This is a genomic window from Larkinella punicea (assembly GCF_003334855.1).
GTDB classification, from domain to species: Bacteria; Bacteroidota; Bacteroidia; order Cytophagales; family Spirosomataceae; genus Larkinella; species Larkinella punicea.
In genome coordinates this window covers 80390-99512 of the sequence record NZ_QOWE01000012.1, presented here as the reverse complement: position 1 = coordinate 99512, position 19123 = coordinate 80390, and the positions used below count along the sequence as shown (strand labels likewise).

The 19123-nt window shown below is 52.0% G+C and carries 15 protein-coding genes; 6 read left to right on the top strand and 9 right to left on the bottom strand.

Annotated features, from left to right (window positions below; genetic code table 11):
* Positions 1-22 precede the first annotated feature (22 nt).
* The 4 genes from DUE52_RS15805 (at position 23) to DUE52_RS15790 (ending at position 5933) form a co-directional block, all read left to right on the top strand.
* Complete coding sequence (locus DUE52_RS15805; RefSeq protein ID WP_114406999.1) at positions 23-1675, top strand: RagB/SusD family nutrient uptake outer membrane protein; 1653 nt, start codon at positions 23-25, stop codon at positions 1673-1675.
* Positions 1676-1883: 208 nt separating this feature from the next.
* Entirely contained in the window at positions 1884-2831 is a 948-nt protein-coding gene (locus DUE52_RS15800; RefSeq protein WP_114406998.1) for a glycerophosphodiester phosphodiesterase family protein, read from the top strand.
* Positions 2832-2937: 106 nt separating this feature from the next.
* Positions 2938-4353, top strand: a complete 1416-nt coding sequence (locus DUE52_RS15795) for an arylsulfatase (RefSeq protein WP_229312181.1) — start codon at positions 2938-2940, stop codon at positions 4351-4353.
* Positions 4354-4421: 68 nt separating this feature from the next.
* The gene (locus DUE52_RS15790; RefSeq protein ID WP_114406997.1) at positions 4422-5933 is read left to right on the top strand and encodes a sulfatase family protein; all 1512 of its coding nucleotides are present in this window, start codon (positions 4422-4424) and stop codon (positions 5931-5933) included.
* A gap of 2 nt (positions 5934-5935) precedes the next feature.
* Here the strand turns inward: DUE52_RS15790 and DUE52_RS15785 are convergent, their stop codons facing one another.
* From DUE52_RS15785 to DUE52_RS15775, 3 genes are all read right to left on the bottom strand, one after another.
* Positions 5936-7207 (bottom strand): amidohydrolase family protein, encoded by a 1272-nt coding sequence (locus DUE52_RS15785; protein ID WP_165840951.1) that lies wholly within the window; start codon positions 7205-7207, stop codon positions 5936-5938.
* 108 nt (positions 7208-7315) lie between these two features.
* Positions 7316-7909, bottom strand: coding sequence for a TetR/AcrR family transcriptional regulator (locus tag DUE52_RS15780; protein WP_114406995.1), 594 nt, complete (start codon positions 7907-7909; stop codon positions 7316-7318).
* A gap of 172 nt (positions 7910-8081) precedes the next feature.
* Entirely contained in the window at positions 8082-8819 is a 738-nt protein-coding gene (locus DUE52_RS15775; RefSeq protein ID WP_114406994.1) for a class I SAM-dependent methyltransferase, read from the bottom strand.
* A 194-nt stretch (positions 8820-9013) separates the two neighbouring features.
* Between DUE52_RS15775 and DUE52_RS15770 the strand changes: the two genes are divergently transcribed.
* Positions 9014-9934 carry an ROK family protein gene (locus tag DUE52_RS15770; RefSeq protein WP_114406993.1) on the top strand — a complete coding sequence of 307 codons (921 nt, stop codon included), beginning with the start codon at positions 9014-9016 and terminating at the stop codon, positions 9932-9934.
* 51 nt (positions 9935-9985) lie between these two features.
* On the opposite strand, the gene DUE52_RS15765 is transcribed toward DUE52_RS15770, so the two are convergent.
* From DUE52_RS15765 to DUE52_RS15755, 3 genes are all read right to left on the bottom strand, one after another.
* The gene (locus tag DUE52_RS15765) at positions 9986-12556 is read right to left on the bottom strand and encodes a TonB-dependent receptor (protein ID WP_114406992.1); all 2571 of its coding nucleotides are present in this window, start codon (positions 12554-12556) and stop codon (positions 9986-9988) included.
* A 350-nt stretch (positions 12557-12906) separates the two neighbouring features.
* A complete protein-coding gene (locus DUE52_RS15760) occupies positions 12907-13533 on the bottom strand; it encodes a hypothetical protein (RefSeq protein WP_114406991.1) in 627 nt (208 codons plus the stop codon).
* 11 nt (positions 13534-13544) lie between these two features.
* Complete coding sequence (locus DUE52_RS15755; protein WP_114406990.1) at positions 13545-14033, bottom strand: RNA polymerase sigma factor; 489 nt, start codon at positions 14031-14033, stop codon at positions 13545-13547.
* A 203-nt stretch (positions 14034-14236) separates the two neighbouring features.
* On the opposite strand from DUE52_RS15755, the gene DUE52_RS15750 reads away from it, so the two are divergent.
* A complete protein-coding gene (locus tag DUE52_RS15750) occupies positions 14237-14737 on the top strand; it encodes a DUF4385 domain-containing protein (RefSeq protein ID WP_114406989.1) in 501 nt (166 codons plus the stop codon).
* Between the two features lie 97 nt (positions 14738-14834).
* On the opposite strand, the gene DUE52_RS15745 is transcribed toward DUE52_RS15750, so the two are convergent.
* The 3 genes from DUE52_RS15745 to DUE52_RS15735 all read right to left on the bottom strand — a co-directional run bounded on the left by DUE52_RS15745 (position 14835) and on the right by DUE52_RS15735 (position 18941).
* On the bottom strand, positions 14835-17102 hold the full coding sequence (locus DUE52_RS15745) for an NADP-dependent malic enzyme (protein WP_114406988.1): 2268 nt from the start codon (positions 17100-17102) through the stop codon (positions 14835-14837).
* 150 nt (positions 17103-17252) lie between these two features.
* Positions 17253-17498 carry a hypothetical protein gene (locus DUE52_RS15740; protein WP_114406987.1) on the bottom strand — a complete coding sequence of 82 codons (246 nt, stop codon included), beginning with the start codon at positions 17496-17498 and terminating at the stop codon, positions 17253-17255.
* A 210-nt stretch (positions 17499-17708) separates the two neighbouring features.
* Entirely contained in the window at positions 17709-18941 is a 1233-nt protein-coding gene (locus DUE52_RS15735; protein ID WP_229312180.1) for an MFS transporter, read from the bottom strand.
* Positions 18942-19123 lie beyond the last annotated feature (182 nt).

Here is a 19123-nt window from a genome sequence, read left to right as displayed (position 1 = left end):
TGCTCAACTTGCCTAATCAACCATGAAAAAAATACTGATTTCCTGCTTTGTCCTCCTCAGTTGCCTGTCGTGCAGCGACCAGACGGTGGAGGTGATGCCGACCGACCAGCTAACGAACGAAACGGTTTGGAGCACGCCCCAAAATGCCAGTCTGTTTTTAAATGACGTCTATAATTCGCTGAACGCCGGGCCCTGGTCGTCGGTCTTTACCAACGTGCCCACCGAAGTCAGCAACGACCCGCTGGACAATTATTCCGATAATTCGGTGAATGGAAACCTGGCCGGGATTCCGTCGTACACGCTGTTTGCCAACAACACCTACGGTCCGAACGCGCAGATTTTTGGCCCGCAATGGAGCCGGATGTACGCCAACATCCGCAAGTGCAACCTGTTTCTCGAAAAAGTAGCGGTTTCGTCGTTCGATGAGGCTACCAAAAAATCGATGCTGGCACAGGCCCGGTTTCTTCGGGCGTATTTTTACACGTCATTGATCAATCTCTACGGCGGGGTTCCGCTGATTACCAAAGTCCTGAACCGGAATGCGGAAGAGGAGATCAATTATCCGCGAAATACCTACGCCGAATGCGTCACGTTTGTTCAGGAAGAATGCACGAAAGCGGCCGCTGATTTGCCCGCAACCATTGCCGGTGTGGATTTGGGAAGGGTTACGAAAGGGGCAGCCCTCGCCTTGAAAGGTGAGCTGGAACTTTACGCCGGCAAATGGGCGGATGCCGCAGCAACCAACCAGCAGATCATGCAACTGAATGTCTATGAGTTGTTTGCGGATTACGGCGGTTTGTTTTATTCGGCCAATGAGAACAACAAAGAGGTGATTTTCGATGTGCAGTATGCGCCGAACATCAAAGGCCACGCGCGGGATACGTACTGGGGCGTAACGATGCTGACGAATGGCTTGGGCTGGGGCAGTGTCAACCCAACGCAGAATCTGGTGGATGATTACGAGTTTCTGGATGGCAAAACGGCCGCCGAGGGTTCGGCTCAGTACGATCCGAAAAATCCGTATGTCAACCGGGACAAGCGGTTTGCAGCTTCCATTTTGTACGACGGAACGCCCTGGATTGGCGGGCAGGTGATTTACACCCGGCTGGGGATCGCGAATAACAACAATGCCTTCGATGCGTCGGGTTCGGGCGGTAAAAACCGGACGGGTTATTTCCTGAAAAAGCTCCTCGATCCGGCCGTCATGCCCAGCCGGGATAACCTTAATAATGCTACGGGCGGTTCCAATTCCATCGTTTTCCGCTACGCCGAGGTGTTGTTGAATTATGCCGAAGCGAAAAATGAACTGTCGGGGCCGGACCAGACGGTGTATGACGCGATGAATAAAATCCGAACCCGCGCTGGCTTGCCCAACCTACCCACGGGCCTGAGTCAGGAGCAGATGCGCCAGCGAATCCGCCGGGAACGCCGGGTGGAACTGGCGTTCGAAGGCAAGCGGCTGTTTGATCTCTGGCGGTGGCGGATTGCACCCGACGTGTTCAGCAAACCGCTGAAAGCCATGAAGATTGCGACGGTCAATGGGACACTGACGTATGAAGTCGTGAATGTGGGTGGTGGCACGATCAGGTTTGATCCGGCCAAAAACTACCTGATGCCGATTCCACAGGCGGTGATCGACCAGAACCCGAAAATCGTTCAAAATCCGGGTTATTGAGGTTTTTGTAGAGTAAAGACCAGAGAAGTGAGACGCTAGACGAATGGTATTCTATTGTCTGGCTTCTCTGGTCTATTTATGACTTTCGCTTTTTGCCCCGTTCCCCTAAAGGGGACTTGGACGCGGGTAATCCGGATTTGAAAGTCCCCTTTAGGGGATTTAGGGGCAAAAGCCTAGTCTATCGCCTTTCACTTTAAAAAAACATTCCATGAAATATTCCTTTTTCGTCGTATTACTGATTCTGACCGCCGGGTTATGCGGTTTTTCACTGATTGATCCGGCACCCGGTTTTCATACGATTCGGGCTAAAAATAGTGCGGATTTAAAGACCTTCTTTGCCTATTCGCCCGACCGGCTTCCGTTTGTCAGCGCCCACCGGGGCGGGGCGCGAAAAGGCTTTCCGGAAAACTGCCTGCCCACGTTTGAAAATACGCTCAAGCAGGTGCACGCCATCCTGGAAATCGATCCGCATTACACCAAAGACAGCGCTATTGTGCTCATGCACGATGCTACCCTCGACCGCACCAGCACCGGTCACGGCAAGGTTTCGGACTTCACCCTGAGCGAACTGAGAAGTCTGAAACTGAAAGACACCGAAGGCCATGTGACACCCTACGCGATGCCGACGCTCGACGAAGCGCTGGAATGGGCGAAAGGCAAAACCGTGCTGGTGCTGGACATGAAAGATGTTCCTATTGAAGCCCGGGTTCGAAAAATTGTTGAACACCGGGCCGAAGCCAACGCGATTGTGATGGCGTACAGCAACGAAGACGCGGTGAAATGTTACCAACTGAATCAATCGATTCTGATGGAAGTGATGCTGGGGACGATGGAGAAAGTCCGGGAGTTCGACAAAACGGGGGTGCCCTGGCAGAACGTCGTCGTTTTTGTGAGCCACACGCTGGGGAAAGATCCGGAACTGTTCCGGGAAATTCACAAACGAGGGGCGATGTGTATGGTGGGAAGTTCACGCAATTACGACATTCAGTATACCAAAGGCACCATTAAAACCGCCGACGAACTGACGAAAGGCTACCTTGGCATCATCGACAGCGGAGCGGATATTATCGAAGCTGACCTCGCCATCGAAGCCGGCATGGCGCTGAAACCGCTGCAAACCGCTCGTTCTTCTTCCAAAGCGTCTTATTTCAGGTAATCAGTACGTTTGCTTTTTGCCCTCAACCCCCTAAAGGGGGCTTTCAAATCCGGATGTTTGAGCCCCCTTTAGGGGGTTGGGGGCAACAAACGAAAGCCTTACTAACATGAAAAATATGAAACTCTTTTCACTGGTGGCTTTGGGGGCGGTTTTGCCGTTGCTGGTTTTTCTTTCCTTTACACCCACCGAAAAAAACGCCCCGAAGAAACCGAACATCATTCTGATCGTGGCCGATGATTTGGGCTACGGCGATGTGGGATTCAATGGGCAAACCAAAATCAAAACGCCGAACCTCGACCGGCTGGCTACGGAGGGCATGAACTTTCGGCAGCAGTATTGCGGCACCTCCGTTTGCGGACCGTCGCGGGCGGCTTTGATGACCGGCATTCACACCGCCCACGCCACCGTGCGCGAACTCTCGGAATGGAGCCTGACCGGAAAACCGGCTAATTTAATTCCGACGGATGTGACGGTGGCCGAAGAGTTGAAGCGGGCGGGCTACCAAACCGGCATCATCGGCAAATGGGGGCTGGACGAAGGCGGCACGACGGGCCATGCGCTGGATCAGGGGTTCGATGTTTTTTACGGTTTCAAAACCCACCGAGAAGCGCACCATTACTACCCCGAATACATCTGGCAGAATCGGGAAAAGGTGCTGTTGCCGGACAACGACTGTGCGAATAAAGTTGGGACGTATTCGAACGACTCGTTTGCGAGTCAGGCGCTGAGTTTCATTCAGGATCACAAAAACGGGCCGTTTTTTCTGTATCTGCCGTTCACGCTGCCACACAATGAGCTAACCGTGCCCGACGATTCCAAACAGCCCTACCAGAATCAGGGTTGGCCCGAGCGACCAATGAAAGTGGCTCACTATCACCACGATCCCGACGGCAATCTCGCGTATGCGGGCATGGTTTCGCGGTTGGATCGTTACGTGGGACAGATCATGGCCGAACTGAAAAAGCAAAAGCTGGATGAAAACACGCTGGTCGTTTTTACGAGTGACAACGGCCCCGGTTTCGACAACGGTTTTTTCGACAGCAATGGCCCGTTTCGGGGTGGGAAACTGCAATTGTACGAAGGCGGTATTCGGGTGCCGTTTGTGGCCCGCTGGCCGGGGAAAATCAAAGCCGGGTCGGTGTCGGGTCATGCGTGTGCGTTCTGGGATTTTCTGCCAACGGCCTGCGAAGTAGCCGGGATTAAACCGACCGCCAACATCGACGGAATTTCTTATCTGCCGACGCTGTTGGGAAAACCGAAAAACCAGCAGGTTCATGATGCTTTGTATTGGGAAATCAACGAACGGGAGGGGCCGATTCAGGCGGTTGTGATGGGGCCGTGGAAGGGAATCAAGTTCTACGAAAAATCTTTTGAACTCTATAATCTGGCCGATGACATTGGCGAGAAGACGAACCTGGCCGACCAACATCCGGAAATCGTGGCTAAAATAAAAGCGTTCATGGCCGAAACCCGGACTGAGCACCCGGAATTTCCGCTGACGAAGCGGAAAGCGTTGTATTAAAACCGGGAATTCCCTACTTTGAGCGCGGCCGATGGTGCAATGCCTGACGCAATCAGCTTCCTAAACCGATGAAAAATAGATTTCTTTTCCTGTTTTGCAGTGTTCTTGTTTTTTCCGGACTGGCCGTTCAGGCCCAGCAGAAACCCAACATCGTGTTGATTTATGCGGATGATTTGGGCTATGGCGATCTGAGTTGCTACGGCGCAACGAAAGTCAAAACGCCGAACATCGACCGGGTTGCCGCCGAAGGCTTGCGGTTTACGAACGCCCACGCCACATCGGCCACCTGCACCCCTTCGCGGTATTCGCTCCTGACCGGCCAATACGCCTGGCGAAAAACCGGGACCGGAATTGCCCCCGGTGATGCGGCCCTGCTGATTCCGACCAACCGCGTGACCTTGCCCGGGATGTTGCAGCGGGCAGGTTACCAAACCGGCGTAGTTGGCAAGTGGCACCTGGGCCTGGGACCCAAAGGCGGGCCGGACTGGAACGGCGACATCAAACCGGGGCCGCTGGAAATCGGGTTCAACTACTCTTTTTTGCTGCCCGCAACGGGCGACCGCGTTCCCTGCGTGTACGTGGAAAACCACCGCATTGTCGGATTGAACCCCAGCGATCCGGTTCAGGTGAGTTACAAAGATCCGATTGGAACCGAACCTACCGGCAAAGCAAATCCGGAACTGCTCAAGATGATGTTTTCACACGGCCACGACCAGACAATCATCAACGGCGTCAGCCGGATTGGATACATGAGCGGAGGCAAATCGGCGCGGTGGGTCGATGAAGAAATGGCCGATGTGTTGACCGGTAAAGTCAATCAGTTTATCGAAACGAATCAGAAAAGCCCGTTTTTTGTCTATTTTTCGACGCACGACATTCATGTCCCCCGGATGCCGCACTCCCGGTTTGTGGGCAAAAGCGGTATGGGGCCACGGGGCGACGCCATTCTGCAACTGGATTATTGCGTGGGAGAAGTCATGAAAACCCTGGAGCGACTGGGCCTGAAAGACCAGACGATGGTGATCATCAGCAGCGATAATGGCCCGGTGGTGGACGATGGCTACCAGGATGAGGCCGTGGCGAAATTGGGCGGACACACCCCGGCGGGGCCGTTGCGCGGGGGGAAATACAGCGCGTTCGATGCCGGAACGCGGGTGCCGTTCATCGTCCGCTGGCCGGGAAATGTGAAGACAGGAACCTCCGATGCGCTGCTGAGTCAGGTCGATTTGCTGGCTTCGCTGGCGGTTTTGACGGGCCAGAAAGTGGGCGAGGGAGAGGCCACCGACAGTTTCAATACCCTCAATGCCTTGCTTGGGAAAGACCCGAAAGGTCGCGATTACGTCATCGAACACGCGTTGAACAACACCCTTTCGATCCGGAAAGGAAACTGGAAATACATCGAACCGAGCCAGGGACCGGTGGTGCAGAAAAACACCAACACCGAATTGGGGAACAATCCTCAGCCCCAACTGTATAATTTGAAGACGGACCTGGGCGAGACGAAAAACGTTGCCGGACAGAACCCGCAGGTCGTCGCCGAAATGGTGGCTTTGCTCAAATCGGTGAAGGAAGGGAAATGAAACTAGGGGTAGACTTTACCGTCTTTGATCACCATTTCGATGGCGAATAGGGCGGTTGGGAAATCCTTTTCCAGATCGCCTTTAAAAACCGTCAGGTCGGCTTTCATCCCTTTTTTTAACGTGCCGGTTTGATTTGAAATGCCCAACGCTTTGGCGGCATTCAGGGTGGCAAACTGAAGTACTGTCGGAATGGGAATTCCGGCTTCGGCGTACGAAAGCAGCACATCGACCGAGCCTTTTCCGCGATCAATACCGGGGATGTCGTTGTAATAATCAGAACCGGAGACGATGGGAACGCCCTTTTTAACGGCCCGGTTGAGCCGGTCATGAAACCCTTTCAACGCACCGTTCAGATAATCTTCGCCTTCTTTGCCTTTCATACCGATGGCCGCTACGCGCAGTTTGCCCTGCTCGCGGGAGACGTCGGTGGGCACCAGGTACGTTCCGCGTTTTGCCATCAGCGACAAGGTGCTGTCCGACAGGGAATAGCCGTGTTCGATGCCATCCACCCCCGCCAAAACCGCATCCCGCGCTGATTCGTCGTAGGTGGCGTGGGCGGTGACAGGAATTTTCTGTTGGTGGGCGGTTTCCACAATGGCCTTTATCTCGTCGGGAGCCAGCACCCGGTTGTCGGTGTTCATGCACACCTTGATCACGTCCACTCCGCGTCGGATGTGCTCCAGAACGGCGGCCCGGGCATCTTCGGCCCCTTTGACCACCCGGTATTCCTGGTTGATCAGGAAGCTGTCGGCGGGAAACAACCGGCCAAACTGGCCACCCGGCGGACTCAGAATTGGCCCGGAAACTACCAGGCGTGGACCGGGCGTTTCGTCACGCTTGAGTTGTTCTTTCAGACTGACATCCAGGAATTGTCCGGAATTGCCGACATCCCGAACGGTGGTCAACCCGGCCATCAAACTCGATTTGGCAAAGCCCAGTGCCTGTTTCATTCGCTCGTCGGCCGGAACTTTCGATGCAACTTCCAGGCCATCTTTCGTGATTTTCTGGTTGATCAAAAGATGCGTATGCGCATCGATCAAACCGGGGGTGACGGTGCTGTTCCCGAGGTCAATCAACCGGGCGTTTTTTGGTTTTTTCAAGCCACTGCCCACCGCGACAATCCGATCACCTTCAATGAGTAGATCCTGATTGACCAGAAAAACGTTTTTTTCGGAATCGTAGAATTTAGCGGCTTTTATGAAGAGTTGCTTTGGTTTTTGAGCCTGCGAAGTGGTAAAAATGACAAGGAATAAAACCGAAAATAGGTAGCGCATGAAGATTTCAGGAGGTCGGTTAGGGAAAAATAAAAAATGAACGATGATTATCGACCCGGCCGAAGCGGTGGGATAGTCATCGTTCATTGTCAGGCTTTGATGATTAATTTATCGCAGTCCGCGGACAAACCGGCGAATTGAGTCGCGGTACACCTGCTCCGACTGTTCCAGCGGCTGGTGATCCCGGAGCATCATGGCCAGGGTGATCATGCCGTGCGACAACGACCACCACTCGAAATACAATTTCTGAATGCTCTCCTTCGATTTGGGAATGAAAGAGAAGATAATTTCCCGAATGCTGCTGCTAATGGCTTCCAATTCGATGGAATCGCAGACGGGAATGGTGCAAAAAGCCCCGTTCAAATTGTACATGACCTGGTAAATCTCGGGTTGATCCACGGCAAATTGCCACTGGGCCACCGACATTTCGAACAGGCGTTTTTCCGGGTCACGGTATACTTTTTTTATGCGGTCGTATTCCAGTCGTAAATGACGAAACCCTTCGTTCCGGATTTCATCGAGCAGAATATCCTTGCTATCGAAATATTCATAGACAATCGGGGCACTGTAGTCAATGGCATCGGCAATCTTACGGATCGACACGGCTTGCCAACCTTCCCGGCGAGCGATGTCCTTAGCGGTCAAAACAATTCCGGCGCGGGTTTGCTCCCGGCTGCGTTGCTTGCGCTCAAGTGTCTCCATACGGTTTACATCAAGTTAACAGTGTTAAATCGGCGTTAAACTACACATTACTCCGCAAACGATCTAATGCTGGCTTAATTATTCTTCCAAATATTCAATTTTTGCAATAAATTGTCTAGTTAATCGTTCCGCCGTCAGGAATTTGGGGCTGAAAACCGCTTTGTTCATCAATTCATATCTTTTTCCGGGCAACCAGCAGCAGCCGTTCGTCACCCAGCAGAAAATCGGAACCATCCAGATTACCAAGTAGTTCGGTGATGGTTAGCCCGGCTTTCTGAAAAAGACGATGCAATTCGGCCACGGTATAGATGTAATGCCGGGACTTTCGCCGTTGGGTCTGGTCGCTCCGCAGATACGTCAGATGGGCCGTAATGCAACTCTCGCGGGCGTCGTATTCGTTTTCCATCAAAAATGTAATATCGCCGATCTGCATCCAGCTTCGTTCCTCAAAATCGGGCAAGACCGATTCGGCAATCATGGCCGTGTCGGCCACAAACCGCCCGCCCACCGGTAATAATCCGGCTATTTTTTGCAAAAAAAACAGCATTTGGTCGTGCGGAAAAAAGCTAAAACTATTGCCCAGGCAGTAAGCGGCTTTAAATCCGCCCTCGATTGGAAGCGTCATGAAATCCCCGGAGATGGCTTCTACGGCCAGTTTTTCCCGTTTGGCTTCCGTCCGGAGTTCGCCGATGGATTCAGTTGAAATGTCGACACCTGTGACGGAATAGCCCATTCGGGCGAGTTCGAGCGCATGACGGCCGTGACCGCAAAAAATGTCAAGCACGCGCCCACCGGGTTGCACGTCCAGCGTGTCGTGTAGAAAATCGCATTCCAGTTCCGTTTGCTCGTCGGTTTGACCGGCTTTCCAGGCTTCCTGAACCAATCCGTTGAAAAAATTCTCGTACCACATAAGGGAGTTAAAAGTTATGAGTTAAAAATTAAAAGTTAAGGGTTAAGATAGACGGGATTGGCTAAGGCCTATGATGCATACGGGTTGTAACGATTTTCTAATCAATCTTCACTCATCACTTCTAATTCTTAACTCATAACTCCTACTTTTTAATTCTTTTATCGTAATTCGCGAAGAATAATTCTTAAATCTCCATGCAAACCTATTGGGGTATCGACCTGGGCGGTACCAAAATTGAAGGAGTTGTGCTGTCGGCACCCTCCCCCGACGCCGTTGTGATTCGGAAACGCATCGATACCGAAGCGGATAAAGGCTATCAACACATTGTCAATCAGATCGCCAGCCTTGTAAATCTACTCAAAGCCGAAACCGGTTACCAACCCGACCACATCGGCATCGGAACGCCCGGCACCTTCGACCCGGCCCGGCACGTCATGAAAGGCTGCAACACCACCTGCCTGAACGGTATGCCACTGCCCCAGGAACTGGAGAAAGTGCTGGGCATTCCGGTGAGCATTGCCAACGACGCCAACTGTTTTGCCCTCGCGGAAGCCACGCTGGGGGCGGTGCCGGAAGTTGTGCCGGACTACCGGGCGGTTTTTGGCGTCATCATGGGAACGGGCGTTGGTGGCGGAGTCGTTTTTCGCGGAAAAGACGGCCAGCCTTTTGTTCAGAACGGTTTGCAGGGCATTGGGGGCGAATGGGGCCACATTACGCTGGAAGAAAATGGCTACCCGTGTTACTGCGGTAAACGCGGCTGTAATGAACAGGTTTTTTCCGGCCCGGCACTGCAACGGTATTACAGCGACATCAGTGGTGAAAAGCGGAACATGAAAGAGATCGTTGGCCGTCACCTGGCCGGTACCGATCCGTATGCTTCGCAAACCATCGACCGGCTTCTGGAAAACTTCGGGAAAGCGATTTCGGTCATTATCAACGTGCTGGATCCCGATGCGATTGTGTTGGGCGGGGGCGTTGGCAACATCGACCTGCTGTATACCGAGGGTGTCGAACGGGCTAAAAAATACGTCTTCAACGAAGGCCGTCTCAGCACCCATTTCCTGAAACCCAAACTGGGCGACAGCGCGGGCGTTTTCGGCGCAGCGATGTTGTAGTGAATAGTGAAGAGTGAATGCGTCAGCTCACTCTTCACTATTCACTCATAACTATTTCTGTTTGGCTGCTCCGCCGGCGGGTTGTCCACCACCATCACCGCCGTCTTTCACGTCGTCGTTGTTGACGGATTTTTTCCGGCGCTGGGGCTGGTCGAAGCTCATTTTTCCGATCCGGTAGCTGAACGTCAACCGAATACCCCGGTTGTAGAAGTAGTTGATGTTGCTCTGCTGGAAAGTTGGTGAACTAAGTTCCGTCCGCATGTTAAACGGATTGGTCAGGAAGTTTTCACCTGCCAGGCCCAAACTGCCCTTCGTCTGCCCTTTATCGTCTTTGATATCCTTCTTGATGCCCAGGCTATAGAAAGCAAAACCGGTCTGGTAGCCCTGCAACTGCACGCTCCGGCCCTGAACGAAGCCAAAACCCTGCACGCCCCAGCCTTTTTTCAGGCTCAAACTCGTAAACATCCGGCCCGTTACCACGACCCCGGAATTGCTCGCGTTGAGCGATGGCGTGGGACTGTTGTTGGTGATGTATGAATAATAGGCGTCGGCACCACCGCCGATCTGCCATTTCGAAAACAGGCTGATGTTCCCGAACACGTTGGCACCATAGTTCTCTTTGTGGCCGATATTCTGGTAGGTCGTCGTGATCACGCCGTCCTGGCTCGTGGTCCGAACGTTCTCGATGGAATTGTCGGTCCGGCGGGCAAAAAACGAGAAGTTTAGGTAGGTTTTCTTGATATACGCACTGGTGCTTAGTTCAATGTTGTCGGTCAGTTCCGGTTCCAGATACGGGTTCCCAAAGGTGATATTCTGCGGATTGGCTGCGTTGATGTTCGGGTTCAGAAACTGAATGCCGGGCCGTTGCAACCGCCGGTTGTACGCAATTTTAACGGTTTTTCCGCCTTTGAGTGATTTTGAGATGTTGATACTCGGCACCAGGTTGCCGTAACTCGGAATGTCGATGGATTGCCCCGGTATTTCCGAGCGGAAATTTGCATCGATCATCGTGTATTCATACCGGGCACCAGCCTTGATCGTATACTTCGTTTTTGAGGTGTAGGTGTACGAAAAATACGTGGCGGCTACATTCTGGTCATAATCCAGACCGTTGTTGGGGCGGGTCGGATTCTGGGTGTATTCACCGGTCGGGCCGGTCGAAATGAAATATTTATAGTCGCTGTCCACTTGCCGGAAGATGCCTTTTCCCCCAAATTCTACCAACTGATTGGCTTTGACGGGGGTTTGGTAGTCGATCTGAATCGTGGATTCCTGGTTGTAGCTCAGGTTGTCGTTCCGGTCGCGACCCGTGATGTCCGACGAACTGCCGAAGAGATCGGCTTCGTAATCGTTTGTGCGGTTATTGCGGCTGAACTGGGTCAGAATGCTGAACTCCTGTTGCGGTTTTTTGAAAGTCTTTGTATAATCGACGTTCAGATCGACGGTTCCCGACAGGTTTTTGATGTCGACATCACGCCGGGTGGTTTGTCCGGGAATGATGCCGCCCGGAAAGAAAACCGTAGCCAGATTCTGCGACGTTTTGCCATTCTGGGCTCCATAACGCAACGATGCCGTAATGCTCTGGTTCTTCGCAATGTCATAGTCGAAACCGAGCTGGTAATTGCCAAAAATGAACTGGTTTTTCGTATCGGCGATCTGACGGGTTTCGGTCGTGACGCCATCGAAAAAGCTGCGTTGGGTGTTCTCAAAACCGCCTTTGATGTTGTAGTTGGCGCGGCCAAAACCGCCCAGCGAAAAGCCCATTTTTCCGGCCCGGTAATTCCCGTTCAGACCCAGGTTGGAGCCCCGGTTTCCGACGCCCGCGTCCATGTTCAGGGTCAGTCCCTGCAAGGTGTTTTTCTTCGTAATGATGTTGATAATACCGGCCGAACCTTCCGCGTCGTACTTGGCCGATGGCGACGTAATGACTTCCACCGACTTGATCATATCCGCCGGAATCTGCTTGAGGGCGTCGGCCACGCTGGCGGCCACAATCGTCGACGGTTTGTTGTTGATCAAAACCCGGACGTTGCTGCTCCCGCGCAGGGTCACATTGCCATCGAGATCGACCGACAACATCGGCACTTTCCGCATCACTTCCGACGCGTCACCGCCCTTGTTGGTGATGTCTTTTTCGGCGTTATACACCAGCCGGTCTACTTTTTCCTCCACAATCTGCGTTTGGCCGACTACGTTCACTTCCTGCAAAGTCTTTACGTCCGGTGCCAGGGTGACATTGCCGACGTTGATGTCTGACCCGCGTTCAATTTTCAGCTTACCGGTTTCCTTGTTTTTATAGCCCAGAAACGACACCTGCAGCCGGTATTCGCCCGGCACGAGTTTTGTAAGCGCAAATTTACCTTTCTCATCGCTGGTAGTACCGTCGATGGGCTTTCCGGTTTGCACGCTTAACAGGGCAATGGTAGCAAATTCGACCGGTTTGTTCGTCGTAGAGTCGATCAAAACACCGGAAATTCTACCGTTTCCGCGCGGGGCGTCGGGATTGACCGTTCCGGGAATCACCGGAGCCGGACGAGCGCCCCCCTGCGGATTGCCAGCGGGAGGCTGGGCAAAGGATAGGGTAGAGCATAAAATAATACCAAAAAGTATAAACTTTTTCATAATTCTGGGAATATAGTCTGTTGGAAGCGGAAATAGCGGGATCAAATAGAATTATACAAAGATATTGCTAACTTCAATCCATAAGACAACCGGGTTGACCGTTGTTCGACTGAAAGTGTGGAACGGTAAAATCAAGCCCGCGGATGGTACGGAAAATGGATGAATGGACCGAGTGTGATTTCTCTAAAATCACACTCAAAAGTAGGGCAAAGCGGAGGGTTTCGGGCCTGATATTCGATGAATGGCCGTTTTTTGGGGATAAACACCGCGTATTTGGGTGTAGGGTAAATGCGCGAATCGGGCGCCTGGGTTGGACGGATTCTTAGCCGGACGAGTGGGAGAGGAGTCCGTTAAGAAATGGCTTTCAATTGAGCCAGTTCCTGAATATTTTCTTTCAATTCCTTCCCGAGTCGGTCTTCAAAAACAGCAAATACCCAGCGGGCCAGCGCGTAAACCATTAGGATCATCAGCGCCTGTCCGCTCAACAGCAGGGCAACTTTTGTCGTTCCGTAGGTTTCAAATTTCCGGGCCACCATCGATACGCCAAACAGAAAGCCAGACATCATGCACAGAAGCCAGACTCGGGCTAAAGCTGTCCGGGTTTTTTCGTGCCATCTCAAAACCGTCGTCAGGCTGTCATACAGATTCTGCTGGCTGAGCGACACCCGGCTGAGGTTGCGGTAATTTTTTACAACGACGCTGATGGCAAAGAGCGCTAATCCAATGTACAACACGGAAGGAATGTAGAAATACCAGCTTGTGTAGTCGAAGGCATTACCGGCAATAGCGGCTGCGAAGAAGAGGACGACGGCGGTCATAATGAGACCGGCACCTGTCAGGTTTCGCTCCATTTTTGCCAGGGTACTTTTCGAGCGGTCTTTGATCATCATAAACACCACGCGTTCGCTTAATTTCTGGCTGGCCAGCATTTTTTCGTCGTAGGCTTTCCAGGTTGATTTGAGTTCATCTAAGTTCATGGTCTTGGTAATTAACGGGTTGTCGATTTGATAAGTTTTTCGAGTTTGGTTTTGATGCGGTTCAGCTTAACGCCCACATTGGATTTGGAAATGCCAAGAATCGTGGCCATTTCATCGTAACTTCTGTCATCCAGGTAGAGCGAAATGACGGCTTTTTCGACGGGTGAAAGCTGTTCGATGGATGCATAAAGCAGGCTGATTTCTTCGTCGGAGGTGTCTTCTTTCAGGTCCGGAATCTGGAAATCCAGATCAGAGAACGAAACGGGTTGCGGTTTTCCAGACTTCTTTCGGAAATTTGAAATGGCGGTATTCAGCGCAATCCGGTACATCCAGGTTGTCACCGCCGATTCGTTTTTGAAAGTTGGATAGGCTTTCCAGAGCTGGAGGACGATCTCCTGAAAAAGGTCATTCCGGTCGTCCCGCGCTTTGCAGTACAGCGAACAGACTTTGTAGAGAATACCGGGGTGCCGGTTCAACAGGCTGACAAATTCCTTTTCCATCGGGATTGCATCGTTAGGCTTTCACGGTGTTAGTCGCGGGCGGATGAGGTTTATTACAGTAGTGGCGAAAAAGAAGAAAATAAACTAAAAATAGCGGTTGCCGTTAACACAATACGTACTGGATTCTGTGTAGCCTGAAGGGCTTGACGCTGGATAACCCCGGATGTAATCCGGGGTAGACCGTATACCATGCCATTCACCCCATGAAAAGCAGCCGCAAGAAATTTGATTACGATTTGAACTACAAGGAATTGAACCTGCGCGAGCGTCCGGAATTATACCGCGTCGGAATTGGCGAACAGGGCGTTTTGCTGGTAGAACCGTATAAGTCGGAAATTCTGCCGCATTGGCGGTTTAAAACCCCGGAAATTGCCCGGGCGTCGTCGGACAAGATTTATGAACTGTTTCTCGATTATAAGAAGAACGGCGATTTTGTCGGGATGGACATGGCGCGGAAGTTCCTGCAAATGGGCGTAACGCGCTCCCGGCGCTACGCCAACCACCGAACCGGCCAGAAATACGACGGCCCGGTTCCTGACGATAAAAAAGGCCGCAGCGGAAGCCACGGCCGTGATCAGTTACCACTCGATGTCGATCCGGTGAAAGCCGAAAGTGCCGCCATCTTCCGCGAAAAATACCTCCTCGCCCGCGAAGATCCGGAGTACCAGCGAATGCGGAAGGAGTGGCAAAAGAAATATGGGTAATCAAAAATTAAAAGTTAAAAATTAAAAGTAGCTGGACGATGCATAAACGGAACGGGTTGCCCTATTTTTAACTCTTAATTTTTAACTTTTAATTCATTCATTTCCCTTGCGCTTCCACCACCGCGATGGCGACCATGTTGACGATTTCGCGCTCGGAACTGCCGAGTTGCAAAACGTGAACCGGTTTGCGAAGACCGAGGAGAATGGGGCCGATGGCGTCGAAACCGGCGGACTCCGTCATGAGGTTGTAGGCGATGTTCGATGCCGACAGGTTCGGGAAAATCAGCGTGTTGGCGCCTTCTTCCACCAGTTTGCTGAACGGATGATTGAGTTTCAGCAGATCGGTATTGAACGCTAAGTGGGCCTGAATCTCCCCATCGACAATCATATCGGGGTGTTTGCGTTGCAGAATCTCAACGGCCAGGTTCATTTTCTGGGCATCGTCGCCTTTCGCGCTGCCGAAGTTGGAATACGAAACCAGGGCAATCCGGGGTTTGATGTTAAACCGTTCGACGGCTTTGGCCGTCAGTTCCGTGATTTCAACCACCTCTTCGACCGTCGGATTAAAATTAACCGTTGTGTCGGAGAAAAACAGTGGACCGCGTTTGGTGAGCAGAATGTACATTCCGGCCACTTTTTTCACGCCGACTTCTTTTCCAATCACCTGCAAAGCCGGGCGGATCGTGTCGGGGTAGTTGCGCGTCAGACCGGAAATCACAGCATCGGCTTCACCTGCTTCCACCATCATCACCCCGAAATAATTCCGGTAATACATCTGCTTCTTGGCTTCCGTCGCGTTGCTGCCCTTGCGTTTTCGTTTCTCGTAGTAGAGTTCGCTGAACTTTTGAATCAGCTCGTCCTGCTCCGGAGCGCGGGGGTCCAGAATCGGGACATTGGCTAAATCGAGGTTGTTTTCGGTAATCAAGGCCCGAATCCGATCGACTTCACCCAGCAGGATGGGGAAGGCAATGCCTTCATCACGAACCTGTTGGGCCGCTTTCAGTACTTTCAGGTTCTCGGCATCGGCAAAAACCACCCGCTTGGGGTCCGACTTCGCCTTGTTGAGAATTACCCGCGAAATCTGATTGTCCTGACCCAAACGACGCGCCAGTTGCTGTTCGTAGGCATCCCAGTCGGTAATCGGGTGTTTGGCAACGCCCGAATCCATCGCGGCCTGGGCCACGGCGGGGGCCACGGTGGTTAGCAGACGCGGATCGACCGGTTTCGGAATGATGTATTTCCGGCCAAACATCAGGTTGGATTCACCGTAGGCCAGGTTGACCAGATCGGGAACGGATTTTTTCGCCAGATCGGCCAGCGCGCGAACGGCGGCCAGTTTCATCGCTTCGTTGATTTCCGTGGCCCGAACGTCGAGCGCCCCGCGGAAAATGAACGGAAAGCCCAGCACATTGTTGACCTGGTTGGGATAATCGGAACGACCGGTCGCCATGATGATATCCGGACGGGCTTCCACGGCTTCGGGATACGAAATTTCGGGCGTCGGGTTGGCCATCGCGAACACAATCGCGTCTTTGGCCATCGACCGCACCATGTCCTGGGTGACAACGTTGCCTTTCGACAATCCGATGAACACGTCAGCACCCGTCATGGCTTCCTGAAGTGTGTACAGATCGCGGGTGGTTACAAACAGACTTTTGCGTTCGTCAAGGTCGGGTCGGTCGGAACGAATGACGCCCTTGCTGTCGCACATGACGAAATTCTCGATTTTCGCCCCCAGCGCGATGTACAGCTTCGAGCAGGAAATGGCCGAGGCTCCGGCCCCGTTCACCACAATTTTCACCTCCTCAATCTTTTTGCCGATGATTTCCAGTGCGTTCAGCAAGGCGGCCGCCGAGATGATGGCCGTGCCGTGCTGGTCGTCGTGCATCACCGGAATGTTCAGCTCTTTTTTGAGCCGTTCCTCAATTGCGAAGCATTCCGGGGCTTTGATATCTTCCAGGTTGACTCCACCGAACGTGGGTTCCAGGATTTTAACGGTGCGGACAAACTCGTCCACATTTTTGGTATTCAGCTCAATGTCAAAGACATCGATGTCGGCGTAAATCTTGAACAGCAGCCCTTTGCCTTCCATGACGGGTTTGCCGGCTTCCGGGCCAATGTCGCCCAGACCCAAAACCGCACTTCCGTTGCTGATTACGGCCACCAGATTGCCTTTGGCGGTGTATTTATAGACGTCTTCGACGTTTTCGGCGATGGCCAGACAGGGTTCGGCTACGCCCGGGGAATAGGCCAGGGAAAGGTCACGTTGTGTACTGTACTCTTTGGTAGGAATGACTTCAATTTTGCCCGGACGGCCCTTGGCGTGGTATTCGAGGGCGTCTTCCCGGCGGATTTTCTTCTCCATAAACAATAAGGTCAAGTGTGATAGATGGTAGTCGGATTCGTTGTTGGGGCGCTAAGGTAAGAAGAAAACTAAAAAAATGACCCGCTGTATTGGCGGGTCATCGGATATACAGAGAAGGTAGTAAAGTTACGTCAAATCGGATCGGAGAATTTAGAGTTGGACTTTAGAAACCGGGGTCTGGGGCAGCGTGTTCTTGACAAACGTCTGACCATTCAAGTCTCCGTGTTCCTGCATCATCATCATTTGGACTGGGTTTATTCTCGGCAGCACCTGTTCATATTGAAACCTCCAGAAAGACATTGCGGTAATCAGGAGTGAAAGTACCGATAGCTGAATAATCTGCCAGCGTGATAATTTCAAAGTAGGCCATTTACGGGTTTGGGTTAATTGACTCATTGGCGATAGGGTAAGGTTTAGGGAAATACGTGGTGTTACGGTCAATACCTTATTTATCGGTGCTTTCTATAGTTGATTCAAAAATAAAAACAATTAATAAATAATGCCAATTTTTCTCTAAAAATTACTAAAAAAAACTTCCAGCCCGTCGGCGAATCAAGGCTGGAAGTTTCTTACTATCAATGTAGGCTTTTTTTGCCGTATTGCAAATTAAGCGTGGCTCTTTTTGCGGCTGCGCATCCAGAACCAAAGCAAGGTAAACGCAACGATCAAAATGATTGGGAAAGTGGTCATTTTGACCAGCGTGGCTTGCCCGGCGGCCAGTTCCAGGGCATCGCCCGACAGACCGGCTGCGGATTTTTCAGCGCGTTCGGTATCGATCCAGCCACCGATGATGGTTTGGAAAATGGAAGTCGACAACATCCCGACACCACCAACGATGGACATACCGAGCGCTCCGCTCAACGGAATGTTTTCGGCGACAAAGCCGATCATGGTTGGCCAGAAATAACAGACGCCAATGGCGAAGAAGACAGCCGCAATGTAGGCCGACGTTCCGGTTTGGGTGCTGAACAGGTAAATACCGATTGTGGCAAAAACCGCTGACCCCAGTAACACCCCGGTCTGGTCGAATTTATGAACGATGGGACCTGCAAAGAACCGCCCGATCGCCATCAGTCCCGTCACCAGGGCCAGAATCAACATCGGGCTGGCACCACTTTTCGCCATGATCAAGCCGACCCATTGCTGCGGACCAAATTCGGTGATGGCCGTAAAGGCCATGCAGCAGAAGATGAAAATGTACAGGGGCGTCAACATGGCCGCGAAATTCTTACCGATTGACGTAACGCCTTCGACGCGGGGTTGCGGGAATGCCTGTCCGAAATACAGGAATGCGTAAATAACCGTCGGGATCATGATGACCCAGATTTGCGCCTGCCAGGGTTGGCCGGCATCCGTCATGAATTTGGAGATCAAGCTGCCCAACACGATTCCGCCCGGAAACCACATATGGAACCGACTCAGCATTTTGTTCATTTTTGATCCGGTATACATGTCCGCGATCATGGGGTTACAGGCGGCTTCCGTACAACCGTTCCCGAATCCAATGAAGAAGGTGGAGACGAGCAAACCGATGTAGCCGCCGGAATAAATGGTGAGCAGAATACCCAGGGTGTGGGCGATCACGGCCACCATCATAATAATTTTGGGACCAACGGAGTGGTAAACCAGACCCCCAATGATCATGGAAATGGGGAAGCCAAAAAAGAACATGGAATTGATCACACCGAGTTGGGTGGCTGTCAACCCGAACTCCGTTCCTAACTGGGGCAGAATCCCGGCCCGGATGCTGAAGGAAAAGGCCGTGGTGATAAGCGCAAAGCAACTGGCATTGAAAAGTCGGCTCTGGTTGACAGGCATTGTCGCCGTGAGTGTCGCCATAAGTGTATTGTAGGGGTTTAGTTGAAAAATTTGTGGTTAAAGCTAAGTTTTATTGAATGGAAATATACAAAATTTCCGAAAAATAAGTAAACCTGCTAATTTCCCGGCCAAATTCTTCTGATTTTATATTTTTAGATTTTTAACGGGGGAGTAGTAGGAACTGATTTTCTGAATCTTCCCCG